General features: G+C 63.3%; 10 protein-coding genes. All 10 read left to right on the top strand.

Annotation, left to right across the window (positions count from 1 at the left end; all coding sequences use genetic code 11):
- The first annotated feature begins 54 nt into the window (after positions 1-54).
- Positions 55-486 (top strand): 50S ribosomal protein L11, encoded by a 432-nt coding sequence (gene rplK, locus L5876_RS06415; RefSeq protein ID WP_039718967.1) that lies wholly within the window; start codon positions 55-57, stop codon positions 484-486.
- Between the two features lie 5 nt (positions 487-491).
- On the top strand, positions 492-1,202 hold the full coding sequence (rplA, locus tag L5876_RS06420) for a 50S ribosomal protein L1 (RefSeq protein WP_236955318.1): 711 nt from the start codon (positions 492-494) through the stop codon (positions 1,200-1,202).
- Between the two features lie 304 nt (positions 1,203-1,506).
- Complete coding sequence (rplJ, locus tag L5876_RS06425) at positions 1,507-2,019, top strand: 50S ribosomal protein L10 (protein ID WP_039718965.1); 513 nt, start codon at positions 1,507-1,509, stop codon at positions 2,017-2,019.
- Positions 2,020-2,070: 51 nt separating this feature from the next.
- Entirely contained in the window at positions 2,071-2,451 is a 381-nt protein-coding gene (gene rplL, locus L5876_RS06430) for a 50S ribosomal protein L7/L12 (RefSeq protein WP_236955319.1), read from the top strand.
- A 221-nt stretch (positions 2,452-2,672) separates the two neighbouring features.
- Positions 2,673-6,746, top strand: a complete 4,074-nt coding sequence (rpoB, locus tag L5876_RS06435) for a DNA-directed RNA polymerase subunit beta (protein WP_236955320.1) — start codon at positions 2,673-2,675, stop codon at positions 6,744-6,746.
- 64 nt (positions 6,747-6,810) lie between these two features.
- Positions 6,811-11,040, top strand: a complete 4,230-nt coding sequence (gene rpoC, locus L5876_RS06440) for a DNA-directed RNA polymerase subunit beta' (RefSeq protein ID WP_236955321.1) — start codon at positions 6,811-6,813, stop codon at positions 11,038-11,040.
- A gap of 374 nt (positions 11,041-11,414) precedes the next feature.
- Positions 11,415-11,786 carry a 30S ribosomal protein S12 gene (gene rpsL, locus L5876_RS06445; protein WP_039717921.1) on the top strand — a complete coding sequence of 124 codons (372 nt, stop codon included), beginning with the start codon at positions 11,415-11,417 and terminating at the stop codon, positions 11,784-11,786.
- Between the two features lie 12 nt (positions 11,787-11,798).
- Positions 11,799-12,269: a 30S ribosomal protein S7 gene (gene rpsG, locus L5876_RS06450; RefSeq protein ID WP_039717922.1), complete on the top strand. Its 471-nt coding sequence runs from the start codon at positions 11,799-11,801 to the stop codon at positions 12,267-12,269.
- Between the two features lie 31 nt (positions 12,270-12,300).
- On the top strand, positions 12,301-14,376 hold the full coding sequence (gene fusA / locus L5876_RS06455) for an elongation factor G (protein WP_236955322.1): 2,076 nt from the start codon (positions 12,301-12,303) through the stop codon (positions 14,374-14,376).
- Between the two features lie 43 nt (positions 14,377-14,419).
- The gene (gene tuf / locus L5876_RS06460; RefSeq protein WP_236955315.1) at positions 14,420-15,595 is read left to right on the top strand and encodes an elongation factor Tu; all 1,176 of its coding nucleotides are present in this window, start codon (positions 14,420-14,422) and stop codon (positions 15,593-15,595) included.
- Positions 15,596-15,616 lie beyond the last annotated feature (21 nt).

Genomic DNA, 15,616 nt, shown 5'->3' on the forward strand with positions numbered 1-15,616 from the left:
GGAAAGTCCATTCCGGCTTCGCACCGCGCCACCCTTTGAAATGGAGTAAGGGAAATGGCGAAGAAGATCAGCGGCTATATCAAGCTGCAAGTTCCGGCCGGGGCGGCCAATCCGTCCCCGCCGATCGGCCCGGCGCTGGGTCAGCGCGGCGTCAACATCATGGAGTTCTGCAAGGCGTTCAACGCCAAGACGCAAGAGATGGAAAAGGGAATGCCGATTCCCACCATCATCACCGTCTACCAGGACAAATCCTTCACCTTCCAGACGAAGACGCCGCCGGCGAGCTTCTTCCTGAAGAAGGCCGCGAAGATCCAGAAGGGCTCCGGCACGACGGGCCAGTCCGGTCCGGTCGGCAAGGTGACCATGAAGCAGTGCCGCGAGATCGCCGAAGCCAAGATGGCCGATCTCAACGCGAACGATCTTGATCAGGCGACGAAGATCATCGCCGGTTCGGCCCGCTCGATGGGCCTGGAAGTGGTGGAGTAGGTCCGATGGCGAAGAACAAGCGACTGGCGACCGCCTATTCCGGGATCGACCGCGACAAGGCTTACGGCCTGACTGAAGCCGTTTCCCTCGTGAAGTCGAACGCGAAGGCGAAGTTCGACGAGACGATCGAAGTGGCGATCAACCTCAATGTCGACCCGCGTCACGCCGACCAGATGGTTCGCGGTGTGTGCAACCTGCCGAACGGCACCGGCCGTTCCGTGCGCGTGGCGGTGTTTGCCAAGGGCGCGAAGGCTGAGGAAGCCAAGAAGGCGGGTGCCGACGTGGTCGGTGCCGACGATCTGGCCGAAGAGGTCCAGAACGGCCGCATGGATTTCGACAAGGTCATCGCGACGCCGGACATGATGCCGGTGGTCGGCCGTCTCGGTAAGGTGCTGGGTCCGCGCGGCCTGATGCCGAACCCGAAGGTCGGCACGGTGACGATGGACGTCACGAAGGCCGTGGCCGATTCCAAGGGCGGTGCCGTGGAGTTCCGCGTCGAGAAGGCGGGCATCATCCACGCCGGCGTCGGCAAGGCGAGCTTCACCGAGAAGGCGCTCGAGGAAAACCTGCGGGCCTTCCTTGATGCGATCGTCAAGGCGAAGCCGTCGGGTGCCAAAGGCACCTATCTGAAGAAGATCGCTCTCAGCTCGACCATGGGTCCGGGCGTGAAGATCGACACGGCCGAAGCGAGCGCGCCCTCCAGCGCGGCCGCATAAGGCCAGACCATGAGTTTCCGGGGCTTTCGGGCCCCGGATCAGGCCGGCAACGAGGCATCTGCCAGACGAGCCGGCCAGCCTGTCCGAGACCGCAGGGGCGGGAAGGGGAGACCCGGACCGCTTAATCATCTGAGGCCCTGCGCAGACGGGAGTGAGAATTCGAAGGCGTGTCCTTGTGCAGGCTTCCTGTGCGGCGCGGCGACGGTTCAAACCCCGGGACAGGAAAGTCCCCGATCCGGCTTGCCGGTGAGGGGGCTTTTTCAGAGCGGCCGGATGGGCCGGCCGCTTAAAACGGGAGACCGCAATGGAGCGAGCTCAAAAAGCTGAGGCGGTGGAAGCCCTGAAGGGCATCTTCGCCGAATCCGGTGCGGTGGTTGTCAGCCACTATACCGGCCTCACCGTTGCGGAAATGACGTCGCTGCGTGTCAAGCTTCGTGAAGCTGGCGGGCAGTTGAAAGTGGTGAAGAACCGTCTCGCCAAGATCGCCCTGAAGGGGAATGCGGCTGAAAGCGTCGGGGACCTGTTCACGGGTCCGGTTGCGATCGCTTACTCCGTCGACCCCGTCGCGGCGCCGAAGGCAGCCGTCGCGTTCGCCAAGGACAACGACAAGTTCGTCGTCCTCGGCGGCATGATGGGAGAAACGGTTCTCAACGAAGGCGGGGTGAAGTCCCTCGCGAGCCTGCCGTCGCTCGACGAACTGCGCGGCAAGCTGGTGGGTCTCATCCAGGCTCCGGCGACCAAGGTTGCCGGTGTGGTCCAGGCTCCGGCTGCCCAGCTGGCGCGTGTGATCAACGCCTACGCCCAGAAAGCCGCCTGACGTCGTCTCTGCAACGACCAACGCATCAAATCTGTTCAAGGACTGAAACACATGTCGAAGATCGAACAACTGGCCGAAGACCTCTCCGGTCTGACCGTCATGGAAGCCGCCGAACTGGCCAAGCTTCTGGAAGAAAAGTGGGGCGTTTCCGCTGCGGCTCCGGTCGCGATGGCGGCGATGCCGGGCGGTGGCGGCGGCGAAGCTGCTGCGGCCGAAGAGAAGACCGAGTTTGACGTCGTTCTGACCGCCGCTGGCGACAAGAAGATCAACGTCATCAAGGAAGTCCGCGCCATCACCGGCCTCGGACTGAAGGAAGCCAAGGACCTCGTCGAGGGCGCGCCGAAGACCGTCAAGGAAGGCGCTTCCAAGGCCGATGCCGAGGCGATGAAGAAGCAGCTGGAAGAGGCTGGCGCCTCTGTCGAGCTGAAGTAAGCGTCCCTTTCGGGACGTCCAGGGATTTCGACGGGCGTGCGGAGCGATTCCGCGCGCCCGTCGAGCCGTCCCTGAAACCAGCCGGATCCTGCCCGCGTCCTGCCGTGGCAAATCCGGACATCGCGGCCGGACCTGTCCGGCCAGTTGCAGGAAAGGGGCCAAGTATGCGGCCCCCCACGGAATGAAACCGGCGCCGTTCCGGCGCTGTGAAGGGAGCGGACATGGGTCTGTCGTTCACCGGTAAGAAGCGCATTCGCAAGTCTTTCGGCCGTATTCCTGAAACGGTCGCGATGCCGAACCTGATCGAGGTTCAAAAGAGCTCCTATGACCAGTTTCTCCTGAAGGACATGACGGCGGGCGAGCGGCCCGACGACGGTCTTCAGGCTGTTTTCAAGTCGGTCTTCCCGATCAAGGATTTCTCCGAGCGCGCGGTTCTGGACTTCGTGTCCTACGAATTCGAAGCGCCGAAGTATGACACGGAAGAGTGCCAGCAGCGCGACATGACCTATGCCGCGCCGCTGAAGGTGAAGATGCGTCTCGTCGTGTTCGACGTGGACGAGGAAACCGGCGCCCGCTCCGTGAAGGACATCAAGGAGCAGGACGTCTACATGGGCGACATCCCGCTCATGACGGACAAGGGCACGTTCATCGTCAACGGCACCGAGCGCGTCATCGTTTCCCAGATGCACCGTTCGCCGGGCGTGTTCTTCGACCATGACAAGGGCAAGACCCACGCGTCGGGCAAATACCTGTTCGCGGCCCGCATCATTCCCTATCGCGGCTCCTGGCTGGACTTCGAGTTCGATGCCAAGGACGTGCTCCACATGCGTCTAGACCGCCGCCGGAAGCTGCCGGCGACGACGCTGCTCTATGCCCTCGGCATGGACAAGGAAGAGATCCTGGCGACCTTCTATGACCGCGTGTCCTACTCGCGCGGCAAGAAGGGCTGGACGATCCCCTACGTGAAGGAACGCTGGCGCGGCGTGAAGCCGTCGACGGACCTGATCGACGCGAAGTCGGGCGAAGTGATTGCCCCGGCCGGCAAGAAGATCGCCGCCCGTACGGCCAACAAGCTGGCCGAAGACGGCGTGAAGGAGCTGCTCGTCGGTGACGAGGCGCTCTATGGCCGTTTCGTCGCGGAAGACATCGTCAATGTGAAGACCGGTGAAATCTTCGCCGAGGCCGGTGACGAGATCACCGAGGAAAACCTCGCCGAAATGACCGAGGCCGGCATCGGCGACATTGACGTGCTCGACATCGATACCTACGGCAAGGGCCCGTACATGCGGACCACGCTGGCGGCCGACAAGAACGAGAACCGCGAGCAGGCGCTGGTCGACATCTACCGCGTCATGCGTCCGGGCGAGCCGCCGACCGCGGAAACCGCCGAAGCGCTGTTCAACGGCCTGTTCTTCGATTCCGAGCGCTACGATCTGTCCGCGGTCGGCCGCGTGAAGATGAACATGCGCCTCGACCTCGACTGCCCGGACGATGTCCGCGTGCTGCGCAAGGAAGACATCATCGCCGTTCTGCGGACGCTGGTGGATCTGCGCGACGGCAAGGGCGAGATCGACGACATCGACAATCTCGGCAACCGCCGCCTGCGTTCGGTCGGCGAGCTGATGGAAAACCAGTACCGCATCGGTCTTCTGCGCATGGAACGCGCGATCAAGGAGCGGATGAGCTCGGTCGATATCGAGACCGTGATGCCGCACGACCTGGTCAATGCGAAGCCGGCGGCCGCCGCGGTGCGCGAATTCTTCGGCTCCTCGCAGCTGTCGCAGTTCATGGACCAGACGAACCCGCTGTCGGAAGTCACCCACAAGCGCCGCCTGTCGGCACTCGGACCGGGTGGTCTGACGCGTGAACGCGCCGGCTTCGAAGTCCGCGACGTGCACCCGACCCACTATGGCCGGATCTGCCCGATCGAAACGCCGGAAGGCCCGAATATCGGCCTGATCAACTCGCTGTCGACCTATGCCCGCGTGAACAAGTACGGCTTCATCGAAAGCCCGTACCGCAAGGTCGAGAATGGCAAGTTGACCGACAAGGTCGAGTATCTCTCGGCGATGCAGGAAGCCAAGTTCGCGATCGCCCAGGCGAACGCGACCGTCTCCGACAAGGGCGAGCTGGCGAACGAATTCGTCAACTGCCGTGTCGGCGGCGATGTGACGCTCGTCCCCCGGGAAGACGTGGACTATATCGACGTGTCGCCGAAGCAGGTTGTTTCGGTCGCCGCGGCGCTGATCCCCTTCCTGGAAAACGACGACGCCAACCGCGCCCTGATGGGTTCGAACATGCAGCGTCAGGCCGTGCCGCTTCTGCAGGCGGAAGCCCCGCTTGTCGGCACCGGCATGGAATCGGTCGTGGCCCGGGATTCCGGTGCGACGATCGTGGCGCGCCGCGACGGCGTGGTGGAGCAGGTGGATGCGACGCGTATCGTTATCCGCGCCACCAAGGATCTCGATCCGACCAAGTCGGGCGTCGACATCTACCGCCTGGCGAAGTTCCAGCGTTCCAACCAGTCGACCTGCATCAACCAGCGTCCGATCGTGAAGGTCGGCGACGAAGTGGTTGCCGGTGACATCATCGCCGACGGTCCCTCGACCGATCTCGGCGAACTGGCGCTCGGCCGGAACCCGCTCGTCGCGTTCATGCCGTGGAACGGCTACAACTTCGAGGACTCGATCCTGATCTCCGAACGCATCGTCCGTGACGACGTGTTCACTTCGATCCACATCGAGGAATTCGAGGTCATGGCCCGCGACACCAAGCTGGGTCCGGAAGAAATCACGCGCGACATCCCGAATGTCGGCGAGGAAGCCCTGCGCAATCTCGACGAGGCCGGTATCGTGTCGATCGGTGCCGAGGTCGAAGCGGGTGACATCCTGGTCGGCAAGGTGACGCCGAAGGGCGAGAGCCCGATGACGCCGGAAGAAAAGCTTCTGCGCGCCATCTTCGGCGAGAAGGCATCCGACGTGCGCGACACGTCCCTGCGCCTGCCGCCGGGCACGACGGGTACGATCGTGGAAGTCCGCGTTTTCAACCGTCACGGCGTCGACAAGGACGAGCGCGCGATCACGATCGAACGTGAAGAGATCGAACGTCTCGGCAAGGACCGCGACGACGAGCTCGCCATCCTCGAACGCAACATCTTCGGCCGCCTGAAGGACCTGATGATTGGCAAGGAAGCCACGTCCGGCCCGCGCGGGTTCAAGAAGGGCAAGGTCACCGAGGAAACGTTGTCCGACGTGCCGGCCAGCCAGTGGTGGAAGATCAGCCTCGATGACGAGAAGGTCATGGGCGAAGTCGAAGCGCTGAAGAAGCAGTACGACGACTCCAAGGCCCGCCTCGACCGCCGCTTCGAAGACAAGGTCGACAAGCTGCAGCGCGGTGACGAGCTGCCGCCGGGCGTGATGAAGATGGTCAAGGTGTTCGTTGCGGTGAAGCGCAAGCTTCAGCCGGGCGACAAGATGGCCGGCCGTCACGGCAACAAGGGTGTGATCTCGAAGATCGCCCCGGTCGAAGACATGCCGTATCTGGAAGACGGCACCCCGGTCGACGTGGTGCTCAATCCACTCGGCGTGCCATCGCGGATGAATGTCGGCCAGATCCTCGAAACCCACCTCGGTTGGGCGTGCGTCGGTCTCGGCAAGCAGATCGGCCAGGCCTATGAAGCCTATCTGCGAGACGGGAAAATCGATCCGCTGAAGGCGGCCCTCGAAAATGCCTATGGCAAGGACGAGGAAATGCCGGAGACGGACGAGGAACTCGCCGAGCTCGGCCGCAACCTGATGCCGGGTGTTCCGATCGCGACGCCGGTCTTCGATGGTGCCCGCGAGCCGGACATTGTCGAGCATCTGCAGGCGGCGGGTCTCGAAAGCTCGGGCCAGGTGACGCTGCACGACGGCCAGACCGGCGAACAATTCCGCCGCAAGGTCACGGTCGGCATCATGCATATCCTGAAGCTGCACCACCTGGTGGACGACAAGATTCACGCCCGCTCGATCGGACCGTACAGCCTCGTGACCCAGCAGCCGCTGGGCGGCAAGGCGCAGTTCGGCGGTCAGCGCTTCGGCGAGATGGAGGTGTGGGCTCTTGAAGCCTATGGCGCCGCCTACACGCTGCAGGAAATGCTGACGGTGAAGTCGGACGACGTGGCCGGCCGTACGAAGGTCTACGAGGCCATCGTGCGGGGCGACGACACGTTCGAGGCGGGTGTTCCGGAGAGCTTCAACGTGCTCGTCAAGGAAATGCGCTCGCTCGGCCTCAACGTCGAACTGAAGAACAGCTAAGCCCGATCGGATTTTTGCGGAGCGGTCCTGAGGCCGCTCCGCCTACTCCTTCAAGGAGACGGTAATGAACCAAGAGGTCATGAACATCTTCAATCCGGCGGCCGAAGGCCCGACCTTCGACCGGATCCGGATCTCGCTGGCCAGCCCGGAGAAAATCCTCTCCTGGTCGTTCGGCGAAGTGAAGAAGCCCGAGACCATCAACTACCGCACGTTCAAGCCCGAACGTGACGGCCTGTTCTGCGCCCGGATCTTCGGTCCGGTGAAGGACTATGAGTGCCTGTGCGGCAAGTACAAGCGCATCAAGTACAAGGGCATCGTCTGCGAGAAGTGCGGCGTGGAAGTCACCCTCGCGCGCGTCCGCCGCGAGCGTATGGGCCACATCGAACTGGCCGCCCCGGTCGCCCACATCTGGTTCCTGAAGTCGCTGCCGAGCCGCATCGCGATGGTGCTCGACATGGCGCTGAAGGACGTCGAGCGCGTGCTCTATTTCGAGATGTATCTCGTCACCGAGCCGGGCCTGACCCCGCTGCAGCCCTTCCAGCTGCTGACCGAGGAAGAGTACCTCGAAGCCCAGGACGAATACGGCGAGGACGCCTTTACCGCCGGCATCGGCGCGGAATGCATCCGTGACGTCCTGATGGCGATGGACGTCGAGGCGGTGATCGAGCAGATCCGCACCGACATCACCGAGACCGCTTCGGAACTGAAGCTGAAGAAGTATGCCAAGCGCCTGAAGACGCTGGAATCGCTGCTCGCCTCGGGCAACCGCCCGGAGTGGATGATCCTGACCGTCGTGCCGGTCATTCCGCCGGAACTGCGTCCGCTGGTGCCGCTCGATGGCGGCCGCTTCGCGACGTCGGACCTCAACGACCTGTACCGCCGTGTGATCAACCGGAACAACCGCCTGAAGCGCCTGATCGAGCTTCGCGCGCCGGACATCATCATCCGCAACGAAAAGCGGATGCTGCAGGAGGCCGTCGACGCCCTGTTCGACAACGGCCGCCGCGGCCGCGTCATCACGGGTGCCAACAAGCGTCCACTGAAGTCGCTCGCCGACATGCTGAAAGGCAAGCAGGGCCGCTTCCGTCAGAACCTGCTCGGCAAGCGCGTCGACTATTCCGGCCGTTCCGTGATCGTCGTCGGCCCGGAACTGAAGCTGCACGAGTGCGGCCTGCCGAAGAAGATGGCGCTCGAACTGTTCAAGCCCTTCATCTACGCACGTCTCGACGCCAAGGGCCTGTCCGGTACGGTCAAGCAGTCCAAGAAGATGGTCGAGAAAGAGCGCCCGGAAGTCTGGGACATTCTCGACGAGGTGATCCGCGAGCACCCGGTTCTCCTGAACCGTGCGCCGACGCTGCACCGTCTCGGCATCCAGGCCTTCGAACCGAAGCTGATCGAGGGCAAGGCCATCCAGCTGCACCCGCTGGTCTGCGCCGCGTTCAACGCCGACTTCGACGGCGACCAGATGGCCGTGCACGTCCCGCTGTCGCTGGAAGCGCAGCTGGAAGCGCGCGTCCTGATGATGTCGACCAACAACATCCTGTCGCCGGCCAACGGCAAGCCGATCATCGTGCCGTCGCAGGATATCGTGCTCGGCCTCTACTACCTGTCGGTCGACAAGGAAAACGAGCCCGGTGAGGGCACGTCGGTTGCGACGATGGGCGAGCTGGAAGCCGCCCTCGACTCTGGGGCCATCTCGCTGCATTCGAAAATCCACATGCGCTACGAGACCGTCGACGAAGACGGTGAGCCGCTGCGCACGCGGATCGAGACCACGCCTGGCCGTGCGAAAATCATCAGTCTCTTGCCGAAGCACCCGAAGCTTCCGTGGCAGATCGCCAACGAGCTGATGACCAAGAAGCAGATCGGCTTCCTGATCGACGAGGTCTACCGGCACTGCGGCCAGAAGGCGACGGTCATCTTCGCCGACCGGATGATGGCGCTCGGCTTCAAGGAAGCCGCGAAGGCCGGCATCTCCTTCGGCAAGGACGACATGGTCATCCCGGAAGCCAAGGCGGATCTGGTCAACGACACCCGCAAGCTCGTCGCCGAATACGAGCAGCAGTATGTCGACGGCCTGATCACGAAGGGCGAGAAGTACAACAAGGTGGTCGACGCCTGGGCGAAGTGCACCGACCGCGTCGCCGACGCCATGATGGAAGAGGTCTCCAAGCCTTATGCCCTCGGCGAAGGCCGCACGGAGGTGAACTCCATCTACATGATGGCTCACTCCGGCGCACGGGGTTCGAAGAACCAGATGAAGCAGCTCGCCGGCATGCGCGGTCTCATGGCCAAGCCGTCGGGCGAGATCATCGAGACGCCGATCATCTCGAACTTCAAGGAAGGCCTGACCGTTCTCGAGTACTTCAACTCGACCCACGGTGCCCGTAAGGGCCTGGCCGACACCGCACTGAAGACCGCGAACTCGGGTTACCTGACCCGCCGTCTCGTGGACGTGGCGCAGGACTGCATCGTTTCCGAGCCCGATTGCGGCACGTCGGACGGCATCAACCTGACGGCCGTCGTGGACGGTGGTGAGGTCGTGGTGTCACTCGGCCAGCGCATTCTCGGCCGTTCCGCGGCGGAACAGGTCAAGTCGCCGGAAGGCGAGGTGGTCTGTGAAGCCGGCACCTATCTCGACGAGGACATGATCGCCGCCATCGAAGCGGCCGGCGTGCGCGCGGTGAAGGTGCGTTCGCCGCTGACCTGCGAAACCCGCGTCGGCGTGTGCGCCACGTGTTACGGCCGCGACCTGGCCCGTGGCACGAAGGTGAACAACGGCGAAGCGGTCGGCGTCATCGCGGCGCAATCGATCGGTGAGCCGGGCACGCAGCTGACGATGCGGACCTTCCACATCGGCGGTACCGCGCAGGTGTCCGAACAGTCCTTCGTGGAAGCCACGCACGAGGGCAAGATTGCCCTGGTGAACCGCTCGACCGTGAAGAATGCCGACGGCGTCTTCATCGTCATGGCGCGCAACATGCAGGTTCAGGTGGTCGACAAGGACGGGCGTTCGCTCGAATCCTACAAGCTGCCTTACGGTGCCCGCCTGCTCCTCGATGAGGGCAAGACCACGAAGCGCGGTACGCGTCTCGCGGAATGGGACCCGTACACGACCCCGATCGTCACCGAGGCCGGCGGCAAGGTCCGCTTTGTCGACGTGATCGACGGCGTGTCCGTGAAGGAGGAGACCGACGAAGCCACGGGTATCGCCTCAAAGGTGATCATCGACTGGCGCAGCGCGCCGAAGGGCGCCAGCCTGCAGCCGATGGTCGTCGTCGAGGACGAGAAGGGCGAACCGGTCAAGTTCCAGAACGGGTCGACGGCCAGCTACATGCTGGCGGTGGGCGCCATTCTCTCGGTTCAGGATGGCGATGAAGTCCGCCCCGGCGACATCATCTCCCGTATCCCGACCGAAGGCGCGAAGACGCGCGACATCACCGGCGGCCTGCCGCGGGTGGCGGAATTGTTCGAAGCGCGCCGTCCGAAGGACCACGCGGTGATCGCGGAGATCACCGGCCGGGTCGAGTTCGGCCGCGACTACAAGAACAAGCGCCGTATCGCCATCGTGTCGGAAGAGGATGCGGAAGTTCGCGCCGATTACCTGGTGCCCAAGGGCAAGCACCTGACGGTCCAGGAGGGCGACATCATCCAGAAGGGCGAGTACCTTCTGGACGGTCACCCCGCGCCGCACGACATCCTGTCCATCCTGGGTGTCGAGGCGCTGGCCGACTATCTCGTGGCCGAGATCCAGGAGGTCTACCGGCTGCAGGGCGTGCCGATCAACGACAAGCATATCGAAGTGATCGTGCGCCAGATGCTGCAGAAGATGGAGATCACCGATCCGGGCGACTCCGGCTGGCTGGCCGGCGAGCAGGTCGAGAAGCTCGACTTCCTCGAAATGAACGAGAAGCTGGAAGCCGAGAAGGGCAAGAAGCCCGCGACCGGCAAGCCTGTGCTGCTCGGCATCACGAAGGCATCGCTGCAGACGCGTTCCTTCATCTCGGCAGCCTCCTTCCAGGAGACGACCCGCGTCCTCACCGAGGCCGCTGTCCAGGGCAAGGTGGATATGCTCGAAGGCCTGAAGGAGAACGTCATCGTCGGTCGTCTCATCCCGGCGGGTACGGGCGGTCAGATGCGCTCCTACCAGTCGGTCGCGACCGAGCGCGACAATGTCATGCTGGCCGAACGGCAGGCCGAGGTCGAAACCGGCGAGGAAGCACTTCCCGCCGAGATCGCCGAAGCCGCCGAAGCGGAAGCCGCGGAATCGGATTCGGGGAGCAGCGAGAGCTGATCCCTGCATACCGGGTCTGAGTGAAGGACAGGGCCGCCGGTTCGCCGGCGGCCTTTTTCCTGTCCTGGCCGGAGGTGGATTGCCTTGTGCAATGCGCTTCCACGAGGTGCGGGCAGGGGTCCGGGCCCGACCGCAGAAGGCGCATGAAAAAACTATTACGGGCGCTTGACTGGTTCAGGGTCCGAGACTAGGTTCCGCGCCTGTTTTTCGGGGATGAGCCGTAACCACACGTGGTTATACGTCGTCCGGAAACACTGAACATCGATGGTGTCTCGGCGGGCGGGGAAGCGATCTTCTCGCGCGCCGGTCATTTCGCGTCTCGCGACCGTAATGGTGCGTGGGGCGTCACAAACAACGAACGGGTTAGGGCGGTAATGCCGACAATCAACCAGCTCATCCGCAAGCCGCGGAAAGACAAGCCGAAGCGCAACAAGGTGCCGGCCCTGCAGGCCTGTCCGCAGCGCCGCGGTGTGTGCACGCGCGTTTATACCACCACGCCGAAGAAGCCGAACTCGGCGCTTCGTAAAGTCGCGAAGGTTCGCCTGACGAACCAGTACGAAGTGGTGAGCTACATCCCCGGTGAAGGCCACAACCTTCAGGAACACTCTGTCGTGCTTATCCGCGGCGGCCGTGTGAAGGACCTTCCGGGCGTTCGTTATCACATCCTGCGCGGTGTCCTGGATACCCAGGGCGTCAAGGATCGCCGTCAGCGCCGTTCGAAGTACGGCGCGAAGCGTCCGAAGTAAGGAGAGGCTCTTATGTCCCGTCGCCACCGCGCCGAAAAACGCGAGATCCTGCCGGACGCCAAGTATGGCGATCTCGATCTCACGAAGTTCATGAATTACCTGATGTATGACGGCAAGAAATCCGCCGCCGAATCCATCGTCTACGGGGCGCTCGACCTCGTCGAGGAGAAGGCCAAGCGCGAGCCGGTCCGCATCTTCCACGACGCGCTCGACAATGTCGCGCCGGAAGTCGAGGTTCGTTCCCGCCGCGTCGGCGGTGCGACCTATCAGGTCCCCGTCGAAGTGCGTGCCGAGCGCAAGAAGGCCCTGGCCATCCGCTGGCTGGTCGCCGCTGCGCGCGCCCGCAACGAAAACACGATGCGCGAGCGTCTCGCCGCGGAACTGCTGGACGCTTCGTCCAACCGCGGCACGGCTGTGAAGAAGCGTGAAGACACGCACCGCATGGCCGAAGCCAACCGCGCCTTCTCGCACTACCGCTGGTAACCCAAGAAATCCTCCCCAAGGACTGACCGTCATGGCCCGCACGCACAAAATCGAGGACTACCGGAACTTCGGCATCATGGCCCACATCGATGCCGGCAAGACGACGACGACCGAGCGCGTCCTGTTCTACACCGGTAAGAGCCACAAGATCGGCGAAGTCCATGACGGCGCAGCCACCATGGACTGGATGGAGCAGGAGCAGGAGCGCGGCATCACGATCACGTCTGCCGCGACGACCGCTTTCTGGAAAGAAAAGCGCCTGAACATCATCGACACGCCCGGACACGTCGACTTCACGATCGAAGTCGAGCGTTCGCTGCGCGTGCTCGACGGCGCGGTTGCGCTGCTGGACGCCAATGCCGGCGTCGAGCCGCAGACCGAAACCGTGTGGCGCCAGGCCGAGAAGTACAAAGTCCCGCGGATGTTCTTCGTCAACAAGATGGACAAGATCGGCGCCGATTTCGACCGCTGCGTCCAGATGATGAAGGACCGTCTGGGCTGCGTGCCGCTCGTCGTTCAGCTGCCGATCGGTTCGGAAAACGAACTGCGCGGCGTGATCGACCTGCTGCGCATGCGCGCCATTGTGTGGGACGACGAATCCCTCGGCGCGAAGTACACGGTCGAGGATATCCCGGCAGACCTGCTGGACGCTGCGCAGGTCGCGCGCGAAGAAATGATCGAGATCATCGTCGAGCAGGACGATGACGTGATGGAGCAGTTCCTCGAAGGCAACGAGCCGGACGAGGCGACGATGATCCGTCTGATCCGCAAGGGCACGATCAATCTGGACTTCCACCCGGTGCTGTGTGGTTCGGCGTTCAAGAACAAGGGTGTTCAGCCGCTGCTCGACGCCGTTGTCGACTATCTGCCGAGCCCGGTCGAAGTCCCGCCGATCAAGGGCATCGATCCGAAGACGGAAGAAGCCACGACCCGCAAGTCGAGCGATGACGAGCCGCTGTCGATGCTGGCGTTCAAGATCATGAACGACCCGTTCGTCGGCACGCTGACCTTCTGCCGCATCTATTCGGGCAAGCTCGAGACCGGCATCTCCCTCCTGAACACCGTGAAGGAGAAGAAGGAGCGCATCGGCCGCATGCTGCAGATGCACGCCAACTCGCGTGAAGACATCAAGGAAGCCTATGCGGGCGACATTGTCGCGATCGCGGGCCTGAAGGATACCACGACGGGCGACACGCTTTGCGACCCGATGAAGCCGGTCATCCTGGAGCGTATGGAATTCCCGGATCCGGTGATCGAGATCGCCGTCGAGCCGAAGTCGAAGGCCGACCAGGAAAAGCTCGGCATCGGCCTCAACAAGCTGGCGGCCGAAGACCCGTCGTTCCGCGTGAAGACCGACGAAGAATCCGGTCAGACGATCATGGCGGGCATGGGCGAGCTTCACCTCGACATCCTCGTCGACCGCCTGAAGCGAGAATTCAAGGTCGAGGCGAATATCGGTCAGCCGCAGGTGGCTTACCGCGAGACGCTCGGCCGCACGGCGGAACTCACCTACACCCACAAGAAGCAGTCGGGTGGTTCGGGCCAGTTCGCCGAAGTGAAGATGATCTTCGAACCGCTGGAGCCGGGTTCGGGCTTCGTGTTCGAATCCAAGATCGTCGGCGGCAACGTGCCGAAGGAATACATTCCGGGCGTCGAAAAGGGCATCCGGTCGGTCATGGACTCCGGCCTCATTGCCGGCTTCCCGGTGATCGACTTCAAGGCGACGCTGATCGACGGCAAGTACCACGACGTCGACTCCAGCGTGCTGGCGTTCGAAATCGCTGCCCGCGCGGCCTTCCGTGAAGTGAAGGGCAAGGCCGACGTGAAGCTGCTCGAGCCGATCATGAAGGTCGAGGTTGTGACCCCGGACGAGTACACCGGTTCGGTCATCGGCGACCTGAACTCCCGCCGTGGCCAGATCCAGGGCCAGGAGATGCGGGGCGTTGCCACCGTCGTGAATGCGATGGTGCCGCTGGCCAACATGTTCGGTTACGTGAACGCGCTGCGCTCCTCTACGCAGGGCCGCGCCCAGTTCACGATGCAGTTCGACCACTACGAGCCGGTGCCGAGCGCCGTGGCTCAGGAAGTTATCGCGAAGATCGCGTAAGCGATCATCGCCCTAGGACAAACACCAGCCTGGAGATCGAGAGATGGGCAAGGAGAAGTTTGAGCGCACTAAGCCGCACGCGAACGTCGGTACGATTGGTCACGTTGACCACGGCAAGACGACGCTGACGGCTGCGATCACGAAGCAGTTCGGCGAGTTCCGGGCTTACGACCAGATTGACGCGGCGCCGGAAGAGAAGGCGCGCGGCATCACGATCTCGACGGCGCACGTCGAATACGAGACGGAGAACCGTCACTATGCGCACGTCGACTGCCCCGGTCACGCCGACTATGTGAAGAACATGATCACGGGTGCGGCGCAGATGGACGGCGCGATCCTGGTTGTGTCGGCGGCTGACGGCCCGATGCCGCAGACGCGCGAGCACATCCTTCTGGCGCGCCAGGTCGGCGTTCCGGCGCTGGTTGTGTTCCTGAACAAGGTCGACCAGGTGGACGATCCCGAGCTTCTCGAGCTGGTGGAGATGGAAGTCCGCGAACTTCTGTCGTCCTACGACTTCCCGGGCGACGACATTCCGATCATCGCGGGTTCGGCTCTGGCCGCGCTCGAGGGCAACAACCCGGAGATCGGCGAAGAGAAGATCAAGGAACTGATGGCGGCGGTGGACGAGTACATCCCGACGCCGGAACGTCCGATCGACCAGCCCTTCCTGATGCCGATCGAGGATGTGTTCTCGATCTCGGGCCGCGGCACCGTTGTGACGGGCCGTGTGGAACGCGGCATCGTGAAGGTCGGCGAGGAAATCGAGATCGTCGGCATCCGCGACACCGTGAAGACGACCTGCACGGGCGTTGAGATGTTCCGCAAGCTGCTCGACCAGGGCCAGGCGGGCGACAATGTCGGCGTTCTCCTGCGCGGCATCGACCGTACGGGCGTCGAGCGCGGCCAGGTTCTGGCCAAGCCGGGCTCGATCAAGCCGCACGCGAAGTTCGAGGCGGAAGCCTACATCCTGACGAAGGAAGAGGGTGGCCGTCACACGCCGTTCTTCACCAACTACCGCCCGCAGTTCTACTTCCGCACGACGGACGTGACGGGTGTGGTGTCCCTGAAAGAGGGCACCGAGATGGTGATGCCGGGCGACAATGTGGAAATCCATGTCGAGCTGATCACCCCGATCGCCATGGACCAGGGCCTGCGCTTCGCCATCCGTGAAGGCGGCCGCACCGTCGGCGCCGGCGTCGTCGCGAAAATCATCGACTAGGCGGACAAGATCAGGCGAGGG

This window comes from Hyphobacterium sp. SN044, from assembly GCF_021864465.1.
GTDB lineage: Bacteria > Pseudomonadota > Alphaproteobacteria > Caulobacterales > Maricaulaceae > Hyphobacterium.

Coding starts and splice junctions, on each gene's coding strand:
- rpoB (WP_236955320.1), top strand. CDS start 2,673: ATGGGTCTGTCGTTCACCGGTAAGAAGCGCATTCGCAAGTCTTTCGGC.
- rplK (WP_039718967.1), top strand. CDS start 55: ATGGCGAAGAAGATCAGCGGCTATATCAAGCTGCAAGTTCCGGCCGGG.
- rplJ (WP_039718965.1), top strand. CDS start 1,507: ATGGAGCGAGCTCAAAAAGCTGAGGCGGTGGAAGCCCTGAAGGGCATC.
- tuf (WP_236955315.1), top strand. CDS start 14,420: ATGGGCAAGGAGAAGTTTGAGCGCACTAAGCCGCACGCGAACGTCGGT.
- rplA (WP_236955318.1), top strand. CDS start 492: ATGGCGAAGAACAAGCGACTGGCGACCGCCTATTCCGGGATCGACCGC.
- rpsL (WP_039717921.1), top strand. CDS start 11,415: ATGCCGACAATCAACCAGCTCATCCGCAAGCCGCGGAAAGACAAGCCG.
- rplL (WP_236955319.1), top strand. CDS start 2,071: ATGTCGAAGATCGAACAACTGGCCGAAGACCTCTCCGGTCTGACCGTC.
- fusA (WP_236955322.1), top strand. CDS start 12,301: ATGGCCCGCACGCACAAAATCGAGGACTACCGGAACTTCGGCATCATG.
- rpsG (WP_039717922.1), top strand. CDS start 11,799: ATGTCCCGTCGCCACCGCGCCGAAAAACGCGAGATCCTGCCGGACGCC.
- rpoC (WP_236955321.1), top strand. CDS start 6,811: ATGAACCAAGAGGTCATGAACATCTTCAATCCGGCGGCCGAAGGCCCG.